15 protein-coding genes are annotated in these 24,681 nt (G+C 43.5%); 4 read left to right on the forward strand and 11 right to left on the reverse strand.

Annotated features, from left to right (window positions below):
* Window positions 1-126 precede the first annotated feature (126 nt).
* The 5 genes from AC58QM_RS07595 to AC58QM_RS07615 all read right to left on the reverse strand — a co-directional run bounded on the left by AC58QM_RS07595 (window position 127) and on the right by AC58QM_RS07615 (window position 5,998).
* Window positions 127-1,215, reverse strand: coding sequence for a response regulator (locus tag AC58QM_RS07595; RefSeq protein ID WP_497282687.1), 1,089 nt, complete (start codon window positions 1,213-1,215; stop codon window positions 127-129).
* Window positions 1,212-3,023, reverse strand: coding sequence for a sensor histidine kinase (locus tag AC58QM_RS07600; RefSeq protein WP_497282689.1), 1,812 nt, complete (start codon window positions 3,021-3,023; stop codon window positions 1,212-1,214). The genes AC58QM_RS07595 and AC58QM_RS07600 overlap by 4 nt, the downstream gene beginning before the upstream one ends.
* A gap of 150 nt (window positions 3,024-3,173) precedes the next feature.
* Window positions 3,174-4,190, reverse strand: coding sequence for a hydroxyacid dehydrogenase (locus AC58QM_RS07605; protein WP_497282691.1), 1,017 nt, complete (start codon window positions 4,188-4,190; stop codon window positions 3,174-3,176).
* Window positions 4,191-4,219: 29 nt separating this feature from the next.
* Window positions 4,220-5,062, reverse strand: coding sequence for a sugar phosphate isomerase/epimerase family protein (locus AC58QM_RS07610; RefSeq protein WP_497282692.1), 843 nt, complete (start codon window positions 5,060-5,062; stop codon window positions 4,220-4,222).
* Window positions 5,063-5,155: 93 nt separating this feature from the next.
* Window positions 5,156-5,998: an AraC family transcriptional regulator gene (locus AC58QM_RS07615; RefSeq protein ID WP_497282694.1), complete on the reverse strand. Its 843-nt coding sequence runs from the start codon at window positions 5,996-5,998 to the stop codon at window positions 5,156-5,158.
* A gap of 217 nt (window positions 5,999-6,215) precedes the next feature.
* Here AC58QM_RS07615 and AC58QM_RS07620 point away from each other — a divergent pair, with 217 nt between their 5' ends.
* Window positions 6,216-7,358: a Gfo/Idh/MocA family protein gene (locus AC58QM_RS07620; protein WP_497282696.1), complete on the forward strand. Its 1,143-nt coding sequence runs from the start codon at window positions 6,216-6,218 to the stop codon at window positions 7,356-7,358.
* A gap of 15 nt (window positions 7,359-7,373) precedes the next feature.
* Here AC58QM_RS07620 and AC58QM_RS07625 read toward each other — a convergent pair whose 3' ends face one another.
* The 4 genes from AC58QM_RS07625 to AC58QM_RS07640 all read right to left on the reverse strand — a co-directional run bounded on the left by AC58QM_RS07625 (window position 7,374) and on the right by AC58QM_RS07640 (window position 11,866).
* A complete protein-coding gene (locus AC58QM_RS07625) occupies window positions 7,374-8,261 on the reverse strand; it encodes an AraC family transcriptional regulator (protein ID WP_497282697.1) in 888 nt (295 codons plus the stop codon).
* A 98-nt stretch (window positions 8,262-8,359) separates the two neighbouring features.
* Window positions 8,360-9,280, reverse strand: coding sequence for an ABC transporter permease (locus AC58QM_RS07630; RefSeq protein WP_497282699.1), 921 nt, complete (start codon window positions 9,278-9,280; stop codon window positions 8,360-8,362).
* A gap of 77 nt (window positions 9,281-9,357) precedes the next feature.
* Window positions 9,358-10,911, reverse strand: coding sequence for an ABC transporter substrate-binding protein (locus AC58QM_RS07635; protein WP_497282701.1), 1,554 nt, complete (start codon window positions 10,909-10,911; stop codon window positions 9,358-9,360).
* A gap of 64 nt (window positions 10,912-10,975) precedes the next feature.
* Entirely contained in the window at window positions 10,976-11,866 is an 891-nt protein-coding gene (locus tag AC58QM_RS07640) for a carbohydrate ABC transporter permease (RefSeq protein WP_497282703.1), read from the reverse strand.
* 239 nt (window positions 11,867-12,105) lie between these two features.
* On the opposite strand from AC58QM_RS07640, the gene AC58QM_RS07645 reads away from it, so the two are divergent.
* A complete protein-coding gene (locus AC58QM_RS07645; RefSeq protein WP_497282705.1) occupies window positions 12,106-14,349 on the forward strand; it encodes an AraC family transcriptional regulator in 2,244 nt (747 codons plus the stop codon).
* Between the two features lie 73 nt (window positions 14,350-14,422).
* On the opposite strand, the gene AC58QM_RS07650 is transcribed toward AC58QM_RS07645, so the two are convergent.
* A complete protein-coding gene (locus AC58QM_RS07650; RefSeq protein ID WP_497282707.1) occupies window positions 14,423-15,271 on the reverse strand; it encodes a helix-turn-helix domain-containing protein in 849 nt (282 codons plus the stop codon).
* Window positions 15,272-15,420: 149 nt separating this feature from the next.
* On the opposite strand from AC58QM_RS07650, the gene AC58QM_RS07655 reads away from it, so the two are divergent.
* Together AC58QM_RS07655 and AC58QM_RS07660 are read left to right on the forward strand one after the other, a co-directional pair.
* A complete protein-coding gene (locus AC58QM_RS07655; RefSeq protein WP_497282709.1) occupies window positions 15,421-16,239 on the forward strand; it encodes a sugar phosphate isomerase/epimerase family protein in 819 nt (272 codons plus the stop codon).
* Between the two features lie 24 nt (window positions 16,240-16,263).
* Window positions 16,264-17,256, forward strand: coding sequence for a hydroxyacid dehydrogenase (locus AC58QM_RS07660; RefSeq protein WP_497282711.1), 993 nt, complete (start codon window positions 16,264-16,266; stop codon window positions 17,254-17,256).
* A gap of 70 nt (window positions 17,257-17,326) precedes the next feature.
* Here AC58QM_RS07660 and AC58QM_RS07665 read toward each other — a convergent pair whose 3' ends face one another.
* On the reverse strand, window positions 17,327-24,400 hold the full coding sequence (locus tag AC58QM_RS07665) for a CBM96 family carbohydrate-binding protein (RefSeq protein ID WP_497282712.1): 7,074 nt from the start codon (window positions 24,398-24,400) through the stop codon (window positions 17,327-17,329).
* Window positions 24,401-24,681: the final 281 nt, after the last annotated feature.

A 24,681-nucleotide genomic window follows, 5' to 3' on the forward strand; every position in this document is an offset into this window, starting at 1 on the left:
TACCACTAATTATAGAGCTGGGGTTTCCCGCCAAACAGTGGAGCAGCTTTCGTTTTACTATGACAATCTTCGGAAAATAGCAAAAAGACCGTACCCTATGAGGTACAGTCTCATTCATGTAATGGATCATGATTTCATCCGTTTCTTGTAATCAACCGGGCTAAGTCCGTAATGCTTTTTGAATAGTTGAGAAAAGTATGTCACATCTTCATAACCGACTTGATTGGCAATCGTATAGATTTTCTCCGATGTGTCCATCAGAAGATTTCGAGCTTCGCGCATACGAATCGTTACCGTGTATGTACCGATGGTCATCCCGGTTTCCTGTTTAAATAACGTACACATGTAGGTTTTATTCATTAATGCATGATCTGCCAGCTCCTGTAGGTTAATCGCTTCCCCGTAGTGCTGATCGATATAGAGCTTCACTTTATCTATCACCTTCACCGACTGCTGATCACGGATCCCCCTCATCGTATCAACAAGTTGGTAGGCACCTTCTTCAAGCCTGCGTACAGCGCATAATCGGAAATAACTTCGAACCGTCTGCAGCGATAACGCAGCTTCTCCGAGCCCATGATCGCTGCCCTCCTCCAGCTCCATCTTAAAGCGATCCGAAGCTAATTCCTCGATGATCGTTCTCAACCATAAATTGCTTAATGGATTAAGCAGGTTAAAATTGCCCGCAACCCAAGTTTCAAGCATTTCTAACGTTTCTACAATGAGAAGCGGCAGCGTCTCCACATGCAACGTACGAATATGCTCCAACCACTTGTCCACATCCTGTTTATGATGAGGCAGCTTTCTTAAGAGCAATTCAGCCGCATCGCGATGGCGATCCGCATCCAGTCGTTCTCTGGCTTTGTCCAGAGCCTGGAAGAGAAGTTCTTCATCCACCGGCTTCATAATGTAATCCAAAGCCTGGAGCTGTATACTCATTTTCGCATATTGAAAATCATCGTAACTCGAAACCACCATACAGCGCATCCAAGGATACCGCTGGTTAATTTCACTGATGAGCGTCAGTCCGTCCATCACCGGCATACGAATATCCGTTATACAGAGATCCACATAATGATTCTCCAGCCAATCCAACGCTTTTACACCGTTAGCAGCAGTTCCTGCCACGACGGTCGTTTGATGATAAGCTTCTATGGATACCGATAAACTATCGCGAATGAGAGAGGAATCATCAACAAGAAGTATACGTATCATACGTTAATTCTCTCCTTTACCTTATTTGGAAAAATGACGCTTACGCGTGTCCCGCCTCCCTCCGATACACGTTCTACCGCAATGCCGGCAAGACTGTGATGGGGGTAGAAGGTTTTGAGACGATAGTGAACATTCAACATGCCAATACGTGAAAGCTGTAAAAAATCTTGTTCGGTTCGAATTTGCTGCAGCGCTTCTCCCATTTCAGACAGCTTCTCCTCTGAGATGCCAATCCCGTCATCTTCAATATCTACGCGGACATAGTCATTCTCAAAGCGGTAAGCCGAAATCACGATCCGTAATCGCTCACCCGTCATTTCATAACCATGTTTGATGCAATTTTCCACAAATGGTTGCAAACAAGCTTTCAGACAAGCTGATTGCGCAACTTCTGGTTGAATCTGAAACCGAAATTCCAGCTCGCCTGGATATAAATTATCCATAATCTGTGTGTAATCTCGAATGTGACCAATCTCATCTTCAAGGGTAACTAAGGCTTCTTTGTAATTGGACGTATACCTCAACATATTGGAAAGTGCAATTGTCGATTTACGAATGGGTTGATGTCCGGCTATATTCGCCATGGCATTGATGGACTCTAAGGCATTATACAAGAAATGCGAATTGATTTGCGATTGCAGGGCAGATAATACAGCTTGTTGCTGAACCATCTTGGACTCCGCCAATAGGTGGATGGAAGCATCAATACGATTCAGGAGCAGATTATATGTTTCCGCTAGATCCGCAACCTCATCGGTCCCCTTCACATCGGTGCGGATATCAAATCGACCTAATTTCGTTGTCGTCATTGTCCTTCTCAGCATCTGAATACGCTTCGTAATGGAACGAGCAACGAGATAGACAAGAATGATTGCGCAGAACAAGATGAGCAGGGCAATCGCAACCGTCCAATTCCGAATGTCGATAATACGCTGTGTCAAATCCTTGTAGGGCACGAATACAATAACTCGCCAATTTACTTTCGGAATGGATTGGTACACAATCATCTGTTCTTTGTTTTTATCATACATGTAGCCGGATGCCTGAACATTCATTTGAGCTATCAACCAATGCTCCAATTCCGTATTAATCATGGTCAAATCAGGCGCGGAAATAACCGTGCCCTCCGCATTTGTAATCAACGCTTGCCCACTGCCGCCAAGCTCAATCTGATCCAGAATTTGCTGCGTCGGCATGAGAGAAATATCGACAGCTAGATACACAGGATGATCACTATAATACAACTTTTGCACATAGGTTAAAATGGGAAGCTGAATAAACTGGCCATCGCTGTTTTTATAATCGTTTCGGAGTGCTACGAACGACTGTATGCGTGTAGAGTCTGTCATCATTTCTTTAATTCCAGAAGCGGCAAACGAGTACTTCGTATTCAGCACTGCATCTCTATAGCCGTTGCGATATAAAATTTCGTTGCCATTGTCGTTGAATAAAACGATTGAAAGCGTTTCCTGATGAAAGCTGATATACGGATTAATAATACGATTTTCCATATCTTTGAGCTTTGCATAGTTACCGTACGTATCCCCCGCTTGAACCCGCGTCCAATCCTGGAAATCCTGACTGACGGCAAGCGTTTGAAAAAATTGCTCGTTATCATTAATATACCGGGTCAAATTCAACGTGGCTTGCTTCAAAATTTGATTGCTGAATCGTTGTGCATCTGATTCTATCGCCCTCGCGCTTTTGTAATAACTGAAGCCGCCAATCGTCATGACAACAAGGACGACAATGCATGAGATCATCAGAATGAGCTTCCACTGTAAAGAACTTTTGATAAAGCTGAACAACGGATCTCCTCCCCTTTGCCTTATTAGCATGCATTATACACCTTGTTGGGCATTCTGTTTAGTCTACATACAAAAAAACTGCCGCAGGCATTGCTCTTTACCTGTGACAGTTTATGCTATTCATCCTTATGCTATCCTGCTTCTAGCTTACTATTGCATCTGAATCGTTGTCATACGACCGAACTCTTCTAATGTGATTGATCCTACGACCTGACGGTCACCTTGGGAAAAACTTTGTAAATGTTCGACAACGAATTCTCCCATGGCACGCTTGTAGTTTCTTGCAAACCCACCGATATGCGGCAAACAGATAACATGGTCGTAAGAGAGGAGAGGGTGATTCGCTGGCACAGGCTCTTCATGAAATACATCTAAGGCAGCGAAAAAACGTCCAGATGCCAGCTCTTTCATGAGCGCCTCTTCGTTCACAATTTTAGCCCGAGCCGTATTTACGAACAGCGCACCATCCTGAATAAGTGAGAGCTCTCTTTTGCCAATGGAGCCGATGGTTGACGGTGTTAAAGTACTGTGCAGTGAAATAATTTGGCTCGTTTGCAGCAGCTCGTCCAAAGAGCACAATTCAACACCAAGCGATCTTGCCTGTTCTTCTGAACAATAACGTGAAGCGAGCTTAATGCGAACTGGAAATCCGCGCAGCATTGAAATGACATTCTTCGAAATTTCACCAAACCCGATTAATCCGATCACCTGATTAGAAACACCCATTACGGTGTCTCTGCTATTATTCCCCCACTGTCCCCGCTTTAATCTCGCGTTATACCCATGTAAATCCCAAGCGCCAGCCATGATTAAAGCAACTGCCGCTTCTGCTGTAGATTTGGCCAAAACGGGATTTGCCGAGGCGACGGCAATGCCTTTATGAAAGGCGCCTTCATCCAGAATGGATGTCGGTGAACCTGCGACATGGCCAATATATTTCAGCCTCTCTGCACGATCAAGTACCTCAGATGTGAAAAAAGGCGTCCCCCACGAAGTAAGAACGGCATCATATTCGCCAATAATCCGTGATAATCCATCAGAGCTCCATGTCTCCCCTGTGGCTTCAAACCAGACCGTCTCTGAGAAGGATTGTAACTTCGCAACAACATGATCTGGGAAAAATAGTTCTTTTAAGTGCGGATCTGTAATCGCAAGTAATGTTTTCATTTTCATAAACTCCTCTTTCGTCAATTATCTTATTCACCGTTTGTCCCAAAGTTATGTTCCATATAGGTTACATAGGACTTTAGAACCTCTGGCACTTCCAATTGAAGCTGCTTCAACTCTGGACGCCACTTCGGTTCCCATTCTAGGGAGTAATATCCGTTATAACCACTTTCCTGCAACGCTGAAACGATTGATTTCAGTGGCAGCTGCCCCTCTCCGATTGGGGTATACTTCCATTCATGAATGTCAGCATCTTCAAATGGAACGCCATCTTTCATATGTACATGCGCACAGCGATCTCCAAGCAATCGAATCGTTTCTTCTGGCCTTTCACCGAACTCATAGGGATGTATAATGTCATAGATGACTTTGCAATTCGGCCGCTCTATCCGATCTAGCAACGCGTTTAGCACCTTACCCGTCGAGAATTCATTATGGGTCTCAATCCATATTTCTACATCGCGCGTTGCGGCAAAGTCACAAGCTTCCTGAATATAAGAAATAATACGCGCCACATCATGTTCTTGCTCTCGCTGACGCACGAATCTAAGATATGAACCCAGAAAAATACGTACCCCTTTTGCACCAAGTGTGGCAGCCATCTGAATATATTGTTTAAGCTCGATGAGCTTCTCTTCCTCTGGTTGTAGGCCATTAAAAATAACCTTACTCCCAACATTCGTAATGGTAATACCTGCCTCTCGAAACTTATCTGCGATCAGAAGCAGCTCGTTGGCAGGCGTAGCAAGGGTTACTGCGTAGTTATGATCTTCTTTCAATTCAATGCCTGAATAACCTAAGGTTTGGCAGCTCGCTATCAGCAATTCAACACTCCAACCTTCGCAAGGCAGCGTGCTAAAGCATAATTTCATGACAAATAACCTCCAAGTATGGTTGACTTACGTCTACTATACCTCGAGGCTATATGAATTAATTGCAGTATTTTACGAAAAAATACACCTTTTTTAGGAAGGATCTTCGGACTGTTGGCGATACTTCAGCGGCGTCATGCCTGTTGTTTTTTTGAACATTCGATTAAAATGGCTAGCGTTATTGAAACCTGTTTCCAAGCAAATTTGGAGGACACTTCTTTCCGTCAAACGAAGCAAATCAATAGCCTTGCGGATGCGAACCTCATTCACATACTGAACGAAGGGCTGCCCCTTTAATACCTTAAACATATAGCTAAAATAAGTCGGTGACATCGCAGCACGCTGCGCCACTTCCTCAAGTTGGAGATTGTCAGCGTAATGCTGCTCAATGTAATGAACAGCCTCATGAAAAAGCCTTCTTCCTTGAGTATCCTTAGATTTGGTCTGTGGGCCTTCTTTGGTGCTCTCCCGAAAGATGGTTACGAGCAATCGGATTAAATCAGCTTTGATCAAATAATGGTAGCCGGATTCCTTCTTCTCATTCTCCCGCTTCATACTTGAAATGAGCTGCTCCACGATATCCTGGGACTGTGCGGAAATTTGGATTTTGGGGAAAAATTGATTGGACAGTGAGGTCTCATCTTGATCAATAATTAGCGGCATAAAATCAATCTGGACGATCTCAACCTTCTCATTTTCGTATGGCTCAAAACGATGTGGCACGAAAGGCGGTATGGCTAGCATATCCCCCTTGCTCATGACATACCTCTGATTGTCCGTGTAATGGCAGCACGTTCCACGCATAACATAACAAATTTGAACATGCTCATGGGCATGAAAGTCCAGATTCAAGCTGGTTTCTGTAGGAAAATCCAGCTTGAATGGGAAGTCCTTCTCCATAAAATCACGATAGTAATAGATGAGGTGAGTACTCATTATGGTTCCGGCCTCTCCGTCTTTAACTTAGGATATCTAAGAGGAATTATATCATTTACACACCTGTGCAAAAAGCCCGACAGCGGAATTCGCTAGTCGAGTCATTTACCTGAACAGAATACAACTTTTCTGTCTCTCGCTTCATTCACAGGTTCTATCATTAGGACTACTATTAAAGACGTAGACTACGATAACTTGATGGAAGGAAGCGACACACATGAGTAACACATCCACTAAAAAAGTAAGAATTGCCCTAGTCGGACTTCGATTTGGAGGAGCCTTCGCACCGATCTATCATGCCCACCCCGATGTCGAGCATGTTGCGATTTGCGATACAGATGAAGAACTTTTGAATCAATATGGGGATAAATATGGATTTGAAAGACGTTTCACGAACTTAGCGGATATTCTAGCGTCAGATGACTATGATGCCGTCCACCTCGTATCTCCGATTCCATTGCACGGGAAACAATCCGTAGAAGTACTTCGTTCAGGTAAGCACTGTGCTTGCACAGTACCCATGGCGACTAGCCTAGAGGATTTGCGTGCCATCGTGGCAGCGGAGAAAGAAAGCAATCGCAATTACATGATGATGGAGACAGCGGTATATACGTACCAATTCTTGTATGCCCAAGAAATGTATCGCAAAGGCGAGTTCGGACGTGTGCAATTCCTTCGAGGGGCTCATTACCAAGATATGGTGAATTGGCCACCATACTGGAAAGGTCTTCCTCCTATGCATTATGCTACGCATGCAATTTCGCCTTTGCTTGCTCTATCGGGAACACGAGCAACAAAAGTTAACTGTATCGGTTCTGGCCTCATGGCGGACGACCTTGTGCAGCAATACGGGAATCCCTATCCGATAGAAACGGCGATCTTCCAATTGGAGCAAGAGCATTTAAGCGCAGAGGTTACACGTACACTTTTCCAGACAACGCGCCCTTACATGGAAAGCTTCAATATTTATGGGGAAGAAGCTTCCGTTGAATGGCACATGGAAGATGGGCCCCTGACTGTTTTTAAGACCGCTGCAGAACAAGGGGAACGAGGCCGTAAATCCGACGTTACCTTGGTAAAAGCGCCTTCCCGTCCAGACTTGCTCCCAGAAGAACTGGCTTATCATATTACGCACCAGGCCATTCTTGATCCGAACAATCCGCATCAATCTGTCTTACAAGGAAATGGCCACCATGGCTCGCATCCTCACTTAGTTCATGAGTTTCTACGCAGTATTGTAGAACAGCGGAAGCCGGCGATTGATGCCGTGACAGCCGCGAATTGGACTGCCGCTGGTATTTGTGCACACGAATCTGCCATGCAAGGCGGTAAGGAAGTCATTATTCCTAGCTTTGAATAATTTGCTAAAGCTTAATTACGTGCGATAAATATTGCGAATATACGCTGTAGGTGGCTCACCCATTACTTTGCGAAAAACACGCGAGAAATAATAGGGGTTCGTAAAATGGAGCTGATGGCTCACTTCTGAGATATTGAGCGTCGTATTTCTCAGAAGCTCGGCTGATTTATGAATGCGAAGTCGCTCATGATAGTTGAATAAACTAATTCCCATTTTACTGGTAAATAATGTACTCATATAACGGTAATTGAGCTGGAACTCCGCGGTAATACGCTCGGGGTCCAGCTTATATGCCCAATGCTCTTCCAGATAAGCAGCGAGTTTCTGGACAACCGCATCTGACTTACTAGACAGCTTGGGCCGTTCCAGCGATTGCCGATAAATATCAAGAAATATCTCCATCGTTTTCATGCTTAAAGACAAATGGCTAAATAAAGGGGCTGAGCTGTACAACTCGTACAGCTCTTTTAATTTGCTGATCAAGCCAGACGGCTGTCCTAATTGAAAAAGCTTGGGTAGAACTAACTGATGTTGGTAATCTTGTGGTGTAAATAGTTGGTACGCTTGCGTAGCCCGGAAGGATGGTAAGCTTCGTTCCTCGACTTCTCTCGTCGGAAGCGACTCCTCTTCGCGGTCATAGAAGTGAATCCAAATCGTTGAGGTGTCCGGCAGCGTGCCAGAACCACCCCAATGGTGCAGTCCACTTTTGAGAAAAAAGCCAGTCCCCTCCGTAAGAAGATATTCCTGCCCTTCCTCCACCACTTGCATCTGACCACTAATGACAAAGATAAACACATTAAAATCAGCCTTACGATCGGGATGAATCCAACCTTCCGTGGTTAGCGTTTTCCCCATATCACGAATAAATGGAAAGTAGCCTGTATGTAATCGAATTCTGTCCATAACCTAGTTCCTTTCTTGGGAAATTAATGGAGCAAAAAGCTGTCAAAACCATGGAATCCTCGGTCTTGACAGCTTTCGTATGCAATTTCACAATACGGTTAGAACAATGCGTTCTCTTTACTCACTTTTTTCACCGACATATTCACAATGATAATAATCACAAAGTTCAAGACAGATTGATACACACCCACAGCTGCCGACATCCCAAACTCCTGCATATCCAGGAGCGCCCGGAAGGAGAAGGTATCAATAACATCTGTTTTATCATATAAAATACCGTTAGCTCCGATGAGCTGATAAAACATGCCGAAATCACCTCGAGCAATTTGGCTTATTTTCAACAACAGCAAGACGACAATTGTGGGAATAATCGATGGTAACGTAATGTGAATAATGCGCTGCAGAACGTTTGCACCATCAATTTTTGCCGCTTCATACATTTCGGCATCAATGCCGGCGATACTGGCTAAATAAATCACAGTTCCATAACCGACTGTTTTCCAAGCACTAAAGAAAACAAGAATATACGGCCATAGTTTGGGACTGTTATAGAAGTTCAAAGGCTCGAAGCCCATTGATTTCAACAGTGTATTTACCGCACCAAATTCATAGTTGAGTAGATTATATACGATCGCTCCAGCAACAACCCATGAAATAAAGTAGGGTAGGAAAATGACCGATTGCAGAATTTTTTTAAAGTACTTTCCCGCTAGCTCAAACAGGATGATGGCAATAAAGATTTCCAAAAAGTTATTCACGATCAGGAAAATAAAGTTATACACGATCGTATTTTTAGTGACGAGCAGTGCCTTCCCTGATTCAAAGAAAAACCTAAAATTTTCAAGCCCAACCCATGGACTTCCGAAGATTCCCTTGTTATACGTGTATGATTTAAAGGCTACTACCAAACCCGCCATAGGTAAATAACTAAAAATAAGAAAGAATAACACGGCTGGCAGAATCATGATGTACATCGTACGATTTTTGATTAAATCTCCCCAAAGTCTCTTTGCGATCATCCGAATAACCTCCTAGTAGCCAATAACAAGAGGAACTGCCCGACCAGGCACAGCCCCTCTCGCTCCCATGTACGCTCTTATTTATTGTTTTTCAAGAACTCATCAATTTGTTTTTGTGCTTCTGCTTGGATCTTTTCTAGTCCTGCCTCTTTGTATTTGGCGTTAAGCGTTTTTACAGCTTCTGCCGCATCTGCCGTAACACCAAGGTTGATGGGGTCACGATACTGATCTTTTACGTTTTTAATTGCAGCTAATTCATTCTTGATGTTGGTTGTATCGAGTACGAAGTTTAACAATGGGTTCGTAATTGCTGTTTTTGTCCATGTATCTTTGATCGCTGTGAATGCCGCAGGTTGGTCGGATAATGTTTTGTATAGACCTGCCGTTCTCCAGCCCCAAGGTGAACCTGAATCTGGCTTGTAGCCTGAATCTGAACCATTCAATGCTTGAACTTTCTTGTCCGCTGTCAAATCATAATGCTTACCTTTAATACCATAAGTGGTTAAGTTGAAGTAATCTTCATTGTTGCGGAAAAGATCCAACATCATTAATGCGCGCTCCGGATTTTTGGAGTTGGCATTAATCGACATCCCATTCGATGAATAGTTATTTACATACGTTGCTTGACCGTTATATAGGTTATACATTTCTGCTTTCCATTCTGGATGCTTCTGATTAGCGGCAGTTATGGAGTTGGAGATATCTAATGCGTTAGCTGCCATGGAAGCACTCTTACCAGCAAGGAAGGAGTCTTTATTAGGTGTTTTGTTGACCAGTGCATTTTTGGACCAGAAGCCCCGTTTCATCCAATCGGACATCTTTTTCGCATAATCCAAATATTGTGGCGTCTGACCAACATCGATAATTTTACCTGATTTATCTTTCAGGTCGACCGATAGTAATGTGTTGCTTACAATGATTTTCGTTGTAGTTCCAGCTGAGATAATATTGTCATACAAGGCATACCCAGCGCCATTCTCATCAAATGGAACCAAACTTGGCTCATTCTTCGCAATGGTGTCTAAATATTTTTCAAAATCATCAACCGTTTTGAGCGGTGCAAGATTATATTTCTCACGTAGATCTCCACGCACACCTACGGTAGCCATCCCGAAATCTTTATTGGAACTAGGAATCATGTAAATTTTATTTTGAACTTTCACTTGATCCCAAGCTTCTTTCGGAACTTCTTTCACCGTTTGCGGTGCGTATTTGGTCAACATATCCATTGTTAACTCTTTGTAAGAGCCTTTATTGGCAAACTCACTGTATTTGTACCAGTTAGCTGCGTATATGAGGTCAAAATCTTCCCCAGTTGCGAACAACAGCGGATATTTTTGAACATAATCACCCCAAGATAGGAAAACAGGCTCAACTGTGGCATTAATGTCTTTCTTGAGCATTTTATTCACTTCATCATAGACAAGCCCAAGATCCTTAGGTGCATCACCAATGAGATACATTTTCAATTTAACTTCTTTAGATGTATCCGGCTTCGTCGCTGCTGCTGCCGTAGCAGCTGGTGCTGTGCTGCCCTTTGGTGTTTCTTCTGTCGTGGTATTCGATGAACAGCCTGCGATCAACATGGAAGCGGTCAAACCTACAGCCATAAGTACTCGTAATTGTTTCATTGATAAATCCTCCCCTTAATCTCATTATACATGAACCCTTATGATAAACCGGCATAAACCGGATTCACCCTTTTACAGAACCAATCGTAATCCCTTGAATGAAATACTTTTGTACAAATGGATATAACAAAATGATTGGACCTGTGGCCACAACGGTCATGGCAAGTTTAAACGATTCCTTCGGCGTATCCATGACCACCGAGCCTTGTGCAGCTACAGCCGAATTAGCGAAAGTGATGCTATTCAAAATCTTGTACAAGAAATACTGCAGCGGGTACAAGTTCTCCTTATTAATGAACAAGGTTGCATGGTACCAATCATTCCAGTAATTCAGAGCAATGAACAAGCCAATTGTCGCAAGTGCTGGTTTCAGCAGCGGCAGGATCACGGCAACGAAGATTCGGAAATCACCAGCTCCATCTATTTTCGCGGATTCACTAATGGCATCTGGAATTGTCGAGCTAATGAAGCTTCTTAATATAATGATGTAAAATACATTCAACAATAACGGTACAATCAAGGCAAGAATCGAATCCTTGAAGCCCAAGTATTTGACGATCAAGATATACCAAGGAACTAATCCGCCAGAAAACAAAGTCGTGAAGAAGAAATAAAAGGAAATCACATTGCGATACGTAAAGTCTTTCCTTTGCAGCACGTAAGCGGTCATCGCCGAAAGAAACAAGCCAACGATCGTCCCTACGATAGTTACCAATAGCGTAATCTTGTACGCGTTCAGTATTTGCTTCGGATTTTTCATAATGAACGAATACGCTTCCGTTGAAAATGTGTGCGGGAACAATTGATAGCCTTTTTTGACGATTTCGGACTCATCTGTAAACGACCCCATAATAATCATGACAAAGGGGATCACGCACAGCGTTGCGAAAGCAATAATCATCAGATATCCAATAAGGTTAAACGCATATTTCTCTACAGTATGTCTACTCTCCATGCAGACCCTCCATCTCTCAGGTGTGTTAGGATGACCGGTTTCCTAATTTCATACTAGCCCATGTCGCAATTTGTTGTATACTTCACAATCCCTTGAAAACACTCAACATTTTGGAGGTTTACACCTATACAAATTTGTACATCTGTACACTTTTTGCATATAGACTTACGCATTTCAAGGATATTCATTATAATAATGTGTACATGGGACCCTGTTTAGTGAAGGAGCAATGACATAGGATGAAAATTACAGAAGCTCGCACCTCCAAAAAGCTATACGCCAATATTTTTCTTTCCCTCATCATTTGCATTATCGTTACGATTGTCACTTTGTCTTACGCGCTTTATGCAAATTTTGAAAAAATCGCCCTCTCCAACATTTATGCATCTGAGAAAAGCAGCCTTTCGCAGTCAAGCTACAGCGCCAAATCCATGATTGAAAGCTCAACCAATTATGCCATTCAAATTTATGCCGATCCGCAATTTGATAAATTACTCCATTACACGGCTCCTAACTCGTTAGATACGAATAATGCGCTCGCTCGATTAAGTACGTATATGAATGTCAGTTATTTCTTTAATTCCATCTACATTTATAGTAAGAACTCGAAGACAATGTACGCTACATCGCAAGCGACCATGAAGAACGTACAATCGATTGAAGAATTTTCAGATCCCGATGCTGTGAAATTGATTGAAAACTTCAACATGTATAAGCGTCTAGCACCGATTCCGCGCGTGATCCCCATCCAGACACCTTTTCAAGGGGTTGAGAAGACAGTGAATGTCTACACATTCGTGTTCTACGATCTACAAGGACCTGCGAAGGAATTAGACAATGTCATTATACTGAATGTGTCTGAGCGCTGGATGAAGGAAGCCATTATGAGTCTTGATACGGATAAAACGGGTTCAACCTTCATTATCGACAGTCATGGCCAGGCTGTAACAAGTACAGATTCGGTACCTTTTCTTGCCGATTTAAATGACCGACCTTACATACAGCAAATATTAAGCGCTTCCTCGAATCAGGCTTCTGATTATTTAGTGGCCGATGTTGATGGCGTAAAGTCCTTAGTGGTTTATTCGAAGCACGATCAATCCAGCTGGACGTTCATCCGTGTTCTTCCCTATGATAAAATTATGGGCAAAATTGAAGCCATGAAGAAGAATGTACTGATCGTATGCTCCATTCTCTTACTGATCGGGCTGACGGTCTCCTATTTGATCTCCAAATTTCTGCACAAGCCGATTGATAAGGTGTTCTCCAACGTTCATTTACTGACCAACGAGAAGCGCAATAACCAGTTTAAGCTGAAGCAAGATTTCTTACGTCGCTTCATTTTGGATAGCAGCTCTAAGCGATTAACCGACATTGAAGTCAAGCTGCAAGAATTTGAGATTCGAGTTGAACCCTATCGTGATTTCATCATCATCCTACTTACAATTGATCGATTCGATCAATTTTCCAATCAATACAACTTTGAAGATCGTTCCCTATTGAAATATGCGGCAATGAATATCGCGGATGAGCTGTTCGGTAGCTATGGGACAAGTGAATGCATTGATATGGACGAAAAAAGTGTCGTCGTGCTGCTAAACGGGGATTTCGAAGACACACAGCATCTTCGAGAGCTGACGCAGAAAGTACAAGAATCTGTTCAAGCCTATTTACATCTCTCGTTAAGCGCTGCCATTAGTGAAGTGGGGGATAACTTATTTGAAATTTCGGAGTTGTATAAAGAAACGCTCCAATTAATGGAGAACAAGTTTATCTTCGGATATCGGAGTATTTTGCAGGGATCGTACGTGCCCCAGCCGCAACAACAGCCCTTTGTGCATCCAAGTGCTATGGAGAACAACTTGCTCGAAACGCTTAAGCTTGGCAAAGCAGAGGAAACGCGCAAATGGTTCAATGATATTTTAGTTACGATAGAACATCAGCCTTACATCGTCTACAATACGCTATTCCATCAAATGGCCTATTCCATCTCGACAACGGCGATTCAATTGGAGAAAAGCTCAGGCGTCTCCTTCAATTACGATTTTACGAATTTCGTTCAGCAACTCCACAAACTGGAAACCTTACAGGATGTTCGCAACCATTTCAATGAATTGATAGCGTGTATCTGCAATGGCTTGAAGGAACGTAAGAGCACCAAACATGACAATTTGGTAACCCAGGTGGATCAAATTATTCATACCCACTTTGCGGACCGTGATCTGAGCTTATTCCGAATTGCCGAGCTCATTGATATGTCGCCAGCCTATTTAGGCCGTATTTTCAAAAAGCTGACTAATCAATCCATTCCCGATTATTTAAATGAATATCGTGTCGCCCGTGCCAAGGAATTCCTCTCCACGACCACTGAGTCCATCGAGGAAATTTCTCAGAAGACGGGATATAACAACAGCACTTACTTCTATAAGGTTTTTAAAAAGTATACCGGAATTACGCCAGCGGAGTATCGCAATGGAAGCTGAACAACGCAAACACGCCTTCGTCCATCTGGGATGAGGGCGTGTTTACGTCTGAACGCTAGAAGTTCATCATTATCTAAGTCACATGACCCTTCCTATACTTCAACGGACTCATCCCAAATTGTTTTTTAAACACATGATGGAAATAGCTTAGGTTATAAAAGTTGAGATCCATGGCAATATCCATCACGCTTTGATTACTGAATGCGAGCATATTCGCTGCATAATTCAAACGCAGGTTATTGATAAAATCCGTCGGTGTTTGTTGAAAATACTTTTTGAATTCTCGGCAGAGGTGATGGTGGCTCTTGCCTGACAGCTCAACCATTCGCTCAGCACCTAAAATAAAATTATCTTTCTTATGCATCTCTTCATACACACTTGATAGCCACTCAGGAACTTCTGGCCCTTCCAATTCCAATAAGGTAGAGAAGTATTTCAGTAAGCTATCGACGAGTAAGGAGCGTAACTGGGTTTTTATTCTTTCCTTTTGTCCATGAGGGATCGAGGCTATTCGTTCAAATTGATGTAAAAACTGCCGACTCTCCACTTCGGAAAGGACATACAATGGCGAATACGGTGTAGCCAATAATCGCTCAGCTAAAAACCCTTTCCCAAGGAATCCAAATAGCTCTTGCATAGTTCCTATCGAATAGGCAATGTTGATGTATTCGCACTCTTCTTCGGTTGCCGCTAAACAAACATGCTCATCTTGGGGACGAATAAATAACAAACTTCCGACAGGCAGAACTTGGCTAGTGCCATCTGCAAAACTATGCTTCAGCGTCCCTTTTACGACACAATGAAGCTCATAGTATTCATGGGTGTGTAAAACACGAACATTGCTGCTTGTATTATGAATGCGATAATAAGCCTCTATTACGGGATCAATGACTTGTTCAGCCGTAAATCGTTGAACTTTCATGCGAATACAACCTCCTTCTCAGTCTTTCATATGACATCAAAATAACATACTTTTTAGGTACAAACAACACACGTATTTCCAAGAAAAAAGCGGTATAGTAAGTAACAGATAGACGCCCCATTCACACTTGGATACAAGGAGTTGAACCAATGAAGTTAAGTTACACCACACTTGCTACGCCTGAGTTGACGGGAGTCCAAGCCATCAAAATAGCAAGAAAATATGGCTACGATGGCATCGACCTTCGCGTGTCCTCTTCATCTGGGGAACTTACACTAGCCTCTTCTAAGCATCACATCCAAGAACTTGTTGATACGCTTGATGCCGAAGGCATTGCTTTAGCTAGTCTCTTAGCTTATAACGAAACCGGCAACAACACACCGTCTTCATGGTTGCAAATGACAGAAAGCATTCTCTCCCACTTAGAACTCGCCAATCAACTGGGTGCAAGCAGCCTCCGGCTTCGACTAGGTCAAATCCCTGCTGGCATGGAAGTCAGTTCGTTTCAAGACCAATTGGTACGTGTACTTCACAAGGTGCTAAGTGATGCTCCTAAACAGGTCACTTTGTTACTTCAAAATCATTATAACAACTTCTGCGTGAGCGACTGCTCCCATGTCATCCGGAAATTAAACGATCCGAGGCTCGGCCTCATTGTCTCTACTGATCACTGCCTTCTCCAAAAGGAAAGTGCTGATCACGTCCAGCAAGTCGCTTCCGATTTGACTCAGCAATTCTATATAGCCGATATTCTTCTGTTGAAGAACGGCTATGAAGATGTATTACCAGGTACTGGCCAAATTCCACTAAAGGATTACTTTCATGCAATAGGGGGAAATCAGTTCCAGGGCTGGGTCACCTTTAAGTGGGAAAAACTTTGGCGTCCCTATCTGGCAGACTATGAGCAGTCACTTCCTTTTTTCGTCCAGTACGTTCGTTCACAGCTTGAAGTTCACACGGATTCGTAAAGTTCAAATAAGGAGACCTAGAAGATGAATATGCTATTATCCTTGCACAGAGGCAAATTAAAACAACAATTTTTCCCAACCACGATTCTGAGCGATCTCCGAGTTCTCGGCAACTTAAGAGAAAATCCACATAGCCACGTTTGTACGCCAGATGAACTTAAAGTGATGCTGTATCAAGTTGAAGTATGTATCGTTATGGCATGGGAGGGAGCTCCGAAATTCACCAAAGAAGTGCTTGACGAAGCCAAGCATCTGAAGCTCATTGTTACTCCCGGCGGCAGTGTCGCTACTTTTCTAACAGAAGACGTGTATGAGAGGGGGATTCAAGTAGCTAGTGCGAATCGACTGATGGCTAAGTATGTAGCAGAAGGAACATTGGCATACATGCTTACTGCTAAGCGCGATATCGTACAACGCCATTCAGCCATGAAACAAGGCATCTGGGATACTTCGCCTTGTGGCACGCTAGTAGAAGCAAGCATAGGCCTTATTGGTCTGGGCACTGTGGGTCGGTTTCTGTTGGACCTATTGCGACCGTTCGGCGTTAGCGTAAAGCTGTATGATCCTTATGTATCGCCAGAATCGCTTATCCCCTATCCAAATGTTACCCTCTGCTCCTTAGAGGAAGCGCTGGCAGATCAAGACATCGTATCTATCCATGCCTCCAAAACAGATGAGACCTACCATCTGTTAAATCAAGATCGGCTGGCCCTCCTCAAAGATGGCACCCTTCTTATTAATACTGCGCGAGGTGCTATAATTGACGAGAACGCTCTTATCGCAGAACTTAAAACGGGAAGAATCCAAGCTGTGTTGGATGTATTTGAGAAAGAACCTCTGCCATTATCCAGCGAACTAAGAATACTGGACAATGCCATCCTGATGCCTCATGTAGCCGGAATGGTGGAACTTACAAAATTAAGTGCCGCGATGGTGGAAGAGATCCGACGGTTCCAACGTGGTGATGAGCTCGCTTATCGGGTGCCTGTTGAACAGTTTCGCCATATGACACGGTAGTAGGCAGGTTACCTAACTGCAACCGACTTAAAAAGAGGGATTGCGCATTTCATAGCGCAATCCCTTTTCTTCATTGACTATAGACTTTATACAGCAATACCGCTGCTTCCGCTCGCGTTGTGTGACCTAATGGGTGAAGGCGTTGCCCATCTCCTTCCACAAGTCCACTTTGAATCAGAATGGTGATGCTATCTTTCGCATAAGACGCTACTTGATTTGAATCAGCAAACGGAGTCATGTCCACAGAATTCGCAGTGGGCAACTTCTTACCTGCTAAGCGTAACGCTCTTTCCACCATGACCATCATGTCTTGTCTCGTAATCCATGCAAGCGGGTTAAGGTTGTTCTCTCCTGTGCCAGAACTGATGCCTAGCTCTTTGGCTGTTCCAACCGCCTCATAATAATAATCCGAAGGCATCACATCGCCAAAGTTGCTTTCCACTTCGGTGCTGACACCTAACGTATCGACAAGGAGTTTGATGAAATCAGCTCTTGTGATGTTGACACTCGGCGAAAACATATTCTCGGAAGTCCCATTAATGACCCCTTTGGAAGCTAGTACCTCGATTGGTTTCTTCGCCCAAGCCAAGCTTTGGATATCCTCAAAGGTCGTCTTCTCAAATGCGACAGCATAAGTACTGAAATGTGTGGTTGTAAAGGTTACTCTTCCTGTGGCTGCATCATATTTCCCAGAAGGAATCTTGATGACTTTGCCGGCACCATCCACATACCAGATGACGATATGCTCAGGATCTTGCAGTTCTTGCTCGGTTGGCATATAAGCTATACTTACCTTGACAGAAGCATTGTTATTTTTCCAAAGAACAACTTGATCATCTATTCGCACATTCAGTTCAATAAGCGGTTTATTGCCAATCTTCTCCTTCATTTTAGCACTAAGACCATCCGCACTCGCTTGTGAGATGGAGATCTCGATCGTCGATGCGTTTTCGACGTCTTTTGGCTTAAACATATTCTCAGGAATCGTTATCGTTCCCAGTGCAGATTTGATTTCTATTTCCTTCACAGAATCTCGTACTTTCGGTTTCGAGGCATCAAAAGCTTCCTTCGGAAGTGCAAGGCGATATTCCTTGATCCCCTGTTCAGGCTTGATGACCACTGTGACAACTTTATCTCCATGACTGCCCGTTGGTGCTTGACCTAATGCCGTGTTGTAAGAAGAAGCACTTAACGCTACTCGAGCGGTTTCACCACTTATGACAGGTTGAAGTTCCACCGTGCCAAGAGGCAGCGTTGGCGGCGGTGTTCCTCCTCCAGAAGCTGGCGGTGTACCGCCTGCTGGTGTCGGTAAAGCCTCCGTTGTTACCGTCAAGACGTTACTCGCGTCGGATACTTTACCAGTTGAATCCTTGGCTGCAACGGTGAACGAATAGCTTGTTTCGGGCTGCAAGTCAGTCACAGTATAGGATGTGCCCGTAATGTCTGAAGCATTGCGTTTGTTCCCCCCATCAAACAAATCATACGTAATGGTCGTATCCGATTGCGTGCTAGATGCTTGCCAAGTCAAGCTAACGCGATTAGCAGTCTTACTAGTTACATGCAAACCTGTTGGCTTCGTTGGCGCAGCCGCGAAAATTCTGGTTTCAATAATACTGTTAAATCCAAGTCCAAAGCCTGCACCCGAATGACCATGACAAAGAATTCGCACATATTGAGCTGTCACCGCAGGAAATACGTAGGTTTCCAGCTCCGATGTTGTTCCGCTTGTTATTCCTCCAGGATAAACTGTCGTCCAGTTATTTCCATCTATGGATACCTGAATATCGAAATAATTTTTCCTCGTATGACCATTAAAATAGGCTAAGGATACGGCGTTAATTTCTTTAGGATCGCCTAATTTATACTGAATCCACTGTTCTTTCTCTGCTGACCAACGTGATTCAGCTGTAAGGTCACCATCAATGGTATTCAGTGCCACATACTTCGGATCTGTGTCTAAGCTTGCCATTACACTAACGACAGGTAAGAAAGGTGTATCCAGTACAACGCTTTTCTCATTAGAAGCGGTCCCTAATCCATTTTCATTCGAAGGGATCACGATGAAATAGTAAGGTCTTGCTGTAGCATCCAAGGTTGCGACATAGCCTGTGTTTGTTACATTGGTAATTGTATTCGTGTAATTCCCGCTGGTTTTCCCATATTTGATTACATATGATGTATTCTTGGGGTCCGTCGAAAAATTCACTGTGACTTGATTGCCATCTGCGACAAGACTATTCAGCGTAGGTGTCACAGCATCCGGTGCTTTGGGTGTGCCCGCTTTCTCATTGGAAATAGGACTTTCCCCTTGTGCACTTACGGCAGTTAAAACAAAGTAATAGGTCGTGTCATTAACCAAGTTAGGAATCACTGGTGTTGGATTCGTCGTAGTTAACGTGTGTGTATACGTCCCGGATTGTGTGCCATACTTGATTTTATAGGTCAATGCACCATCAACAGGTGTGTAATCTAGCGTCAAGTTGGTATTGCCTACTTTAACCGAATTCAAAACAGGTGCTGCAGGCTGTGTATAGCTAACGAGAAGACCATCGAACTTGGCAACCGTCTGTACAGCCGTTAAGCCCACATAACCCTCAGTAAATGTTGCATCCTGTGCACTTAATTCCATGTTACCATTTACATACACATGAATAGTGCCATTCGTTAATACTGCTCGTAATCGATGAGCTGTCGCCGGGACAACCGTATCCTTCCAGCCCCAAGGGTTAAAATAGAAGATCGACCCAGGTCTAGTCGTAGGCAACGTAAACGATTTCTCGGCAATCGTCGTAAAGTTGCCATTCACCCTTTTCTTAATGAACAACTTATTGCTGGTATACGATATTTGGTAATAGTTGTTGGCATCAATAACCCTCGCTAGGATTCCCGCTTCACCTGTTCCAATCGCAGGCGTGTTCATCCAGGCAAAGTAGTTCATATTCGCCAGTTTCTTTGCGGTGTTGTAAGCAATAACCGGTGTTTGACCTCCCGTGATGGTAAACAATTTCTCATTATCATCATGGTTATGTCCACCAACAACGGACGAGTTTATGACAGACTTTTGATTATACGGAATGATGCTGTCGTTCGTAATGGTAGAACTAGCTTGATTAACTGTCCAATTCTTAGACGCCATGTCAGCTACGTTGCTGTAGTTGAATGAATCATGGAAAGTTGCCCCCGTCAGATTTCCTGTCGAATATAGTAATTCAAACAGGAACGGCCAGGAATCACTCTCATTAATCTGGTACGTATGGGTACTAATCCAACTTTGACCAAAATAGCCATTAATAATTTTAGCGTAAAGATCATTGGACGCTACCTTTTGTAACTTTTCAATTTGGGCAGCTGAGTTCGTATTTTCAGGTGTATGCAGATAACCAAAATGATTCAACAGAACCGTATTGGAAATCGCAGGCTCCAACCCTAAAATCACATAGCTTGGTGATTCACGCGGACCGCCTTGATCGGCTGAACGGAACTCAAACCCCATCCCGAGTTGACCTTGAAACTCCCCATCTTCTGCTAGATATGGCCAGTTGTACGCTTCTTGGGCAGCAAGAATTTTCAGAGGATTTTCTAGGAAATCATCCAAAGTCACATTCATGAATGACCATTTGCTCGATTTCAATGTTGCTTCCACTCGGGCAGCTTTCTCTGTCAGTTTCAGTGCATCTGTTGCAGCTGTCGAATAATTACTCGTATTCTCAAAGCTAGCCGCAATGGTAGTTAATCCTTTACTTTTTAACTCGGTAATAAATGCCTTATGATCATAATTTGCGATAATCCCTCTAATGTTATCTAAACCAATGGCAAAAGCAGCACCGAAGAGATTAGTCAAGTGAGGTTCCCCGAAGTTCCCCGTTACACCGTTATTGGCGTCACCATTCATCGCGAGTCTTCTTTGCGTGTAGCCGATATAATTGCCATCCTTATCGTAATCGCTAAGCATATACATCTCCGCGATTAGCGCTGCCTTCATAAAGGTGTACCAGATAGACTTCTCGGCTTCCGTTAATCTTGACGTAATGCGCGCGTCATTCCAGAGAAGCGCCATTCCGTATACAATCGGTGACTGTGACCGATCATCAAGACCCGCTTGCAGATTGGGCATTTTGGCAGGGACAGTTAACATCTTTTTCAGTGCATCCACATATTCATCTACCAAAACGGGATCCGTGTTCCCAGCAGCTATAGCTTGTGCCACAACGGAGAATCCTTTGGCATTCTCTGTTTCAACCGCGTTGCCTGTTCCGTTATTTGTATTAGCAAACACGATGTTGCGAATATGGTTTAAGGCATCCACGAGAGATTCATGAGCAGGCTCCGAATACGGATAAGCAACAGGGCTTGCCGCAAATGTGCCGCTAATCTCCGATGTTACAAAGCCAGGAGCATCTTTCAATGCGCCAGAGGCTATTTTCACCTTCAATCCTGTTCCAGAAACGGGCTGCCCTAGAATCAGATTGAGATGATTAACACCAATCTCAACCTTATCGTTGGCACCAAGCGCATGATAACTAGATCCACCGTCTGTCGATAGCTGTACGGCATTCTTCAAAGCTTGGCTATCTCCCAAATTGTTAATAATGCGCTCATCAAAAGCGACTTTGATCGTTTTATTAAAGTTGACGGTAAATACATCCGTCAATTGAGGAGCCGTAACATCCTCAGAGAAAGCGTTAGACGTATATTCCGGAGTCAAATTTCCGCTGGCATCTTTGACGGTAGAAGCAGCTACTTTTAATTTGTAGTTCGCTCCAACGATTTTAGAAGCTAACGTGACGATAAATGAGTTACCACTAGTCGTAACGGTATCCCCTGCAGCTAACGCAACGAATGGCCCGTTATTTGCACTCAAGGTAACAGCTGCTTTCAGTGCATTAGCGTCAGCAGCCTGATTAATTAACGTTTCATTCGCCTTCAACGTAATGATTTTATTCGTCGCATCCATCTTTACGTTAGGCTCGAAGATAGGAGCCGAGACGTCAAGTACGATCGGTTGTGTAACGATCGCAAGTCCATTGACATTGCCGAACACATCGGCTAATGTTCCTGTCGCCACTTTGACTGTTAATGTTGGCGCAGTTATTTTCTGAGCCAAATTAATCGTTAACTTTTGTCCGCTAATACTTACCGTGTCACCCGCTGCAAGCGCAGTGTAATCTACACCATTTGAGGAGGTAGTGATCGTAGTTTTCAAATCAGCAGCCTTATTCACAAGTGTTTCATTGAACGTCAATTCCACTTTTTTGTTATCCGTTACTGCTACACCTGAGATTTCAGGAGCTTTGCTGTCATAATCCACGGCTAGCTGCGGATAGATGGTTCCTACGCCAGAGCCTTCCTTCGTTTTAAAACTCCGTGCACCTGTTGTGGACGTTGTATCATTCATAATCATGATACTGGCAACGCCATCTTTGGCTTTTTGCTTGCTCAAGTAATCCGTTACATCGAGTTCATACCACGTATCGGTTCGGTTTGCATCGATGGTAACTGTTCCAATTAGATCGCCATAAGCTGGCTGGTTCGCATAGGTCAATCCCGTTTCCGTCCAGCTATCATCATCTACAGCGTAGAAGGAGAAGGTTCCACCTTGCGTTGTTCCATAGGAAAGATACAAACGCAATTTCCCTATATTAAACGTTCCCAGATCCGCAATATTAAACTTCAGGAAAGATCTCGCCTTAGCTGCGCCGATCACAGAAGCGCCAGAAACTTCTCTTACATACATAAGCGATTCTGTTCCATAGTTTTTGTAGTAAGGACTGTTTGCGCTCACATCCGATGTCGTAATGGCTCCACCGGCATCTACATAGGTATCCGCGTTAACCTTGACAGTTACCAGCGATGTTAGCGGTGCTGGAATGTTCAATGTCTGAGTCGTGATGTCTGTGGTGATCGGCAAATTGCTAGCAAATGATTTGATCGTGTTTGCTAGTACCTTCACTTTATAATTGCTGCCAATCAACGCGCTAGCAAATTGAATAACAGCAGAATTTCCACTAACGGCAACCGTATCATTGGCGCCAAGCGCTTGATAAGTCGTGCCCCCATTAGTAGAAATCAGGATGTTTGACTTCGGATTCGCTGTATGCCAGGCTACCGTTTTATCAAAGTTAAGTGTTACCGTTCGCGCTGTACCGCCAACCGTTGCATTCTGATACGTTGGAACGGTCATATCCACTTGTCCAATGAGTTGATTCGTGACAACTTCCGTCGAAGTAATATTGTTATAGGCATCCTTTACCGTGTTAGCCAGCACTTTAATCCGATTGTTCTCTCCGATCAGCGGTGCTTGTAGGTTTACTTTTACATACACATTATTGCTCACCGTGACCGTATCATTGGCCCCTAAAGGGTTATACGTAAGCCCATCCGTCGTGAGCAGCACTTTACTCTTTAAATTGCCCGACGTATTGTCAAAAATGGCTTCATTCCAAGCTAAATTAATTTCTTTATAATCTCCACTAACCGCTGCCGATTGATAAACGGCTGGTTCCGCATCATGCGTGTAGACGATGGCTGGCCATTTATTAGATTCAGATGAGGTTCTATCCTTATCTGTAAACCCTCTCCAATAGCCTGATTTACTCATAATGACAAGATTCACTTTTTTATTTAAGGCTTTCTGCTGCTTCACATAATTCGTCACATCCACTTCAACAGAAGTACCTACATTGGCCGAAGTTGGAATTGTAAAAGAGGTGATCAATGGACCCATCGGCGAGGGCATGTTCGTCCATTTCAATGTATCTTCCGTCCAAGAATCATCGGTCTCGTAGACGTTCATCGTAACTGCCGTATCTTTGGAAGGGGAGGTCGTTACCGGATTGTTATACAATCGAAGCTTAAATGTAGCTCCGTTCAGGTCGGTTGGGAGTGTTGCCAAATTAAACCGTAGAAATGCATATTGATTGGTCGTACCTGAAGAAGCTACTGCCATTTGATTAAACGTCGCTTTATTAAAATTTTTGTCTTGATCGGCAACTACGCTGGATACATACGTGTCCCCTTCTGCAATAATTAAATCGTCTCTCGCACTAGTTGTGGATGGATTCATCAGCAAGCCTTGAAAAGATCCGGCCAACAGAACGACAATTAACAACTTACTCATGATTTGTTTAACTTTTAGCCTCGACATTACTTCACTCCTTTAAATAGATTCCATAGTGGTTACTCGTCGTTGGATGACTGCTCGCCAGCTCACTTATGCATGAATCACTACGAGCCCCCTTCTCGTAAGCGTTATCATAAATGGGAGGTGATGGCGATGCCTTCCCTCTCATATTAGAATCACACCAGGCACTTGTATACTTCACAAAGTCGTCAAAAGGCTGCATTTTTTTCGTTAGAAAGGTTTCAATACCATTTGGACCTGCATGGATAATTCGAAGTAAACTGAAAAAAATGGTGAAAAAGCTG

It is taken from the genome of Paenibacillus sp. J22P165 (genome assembly GCF_059692015.1).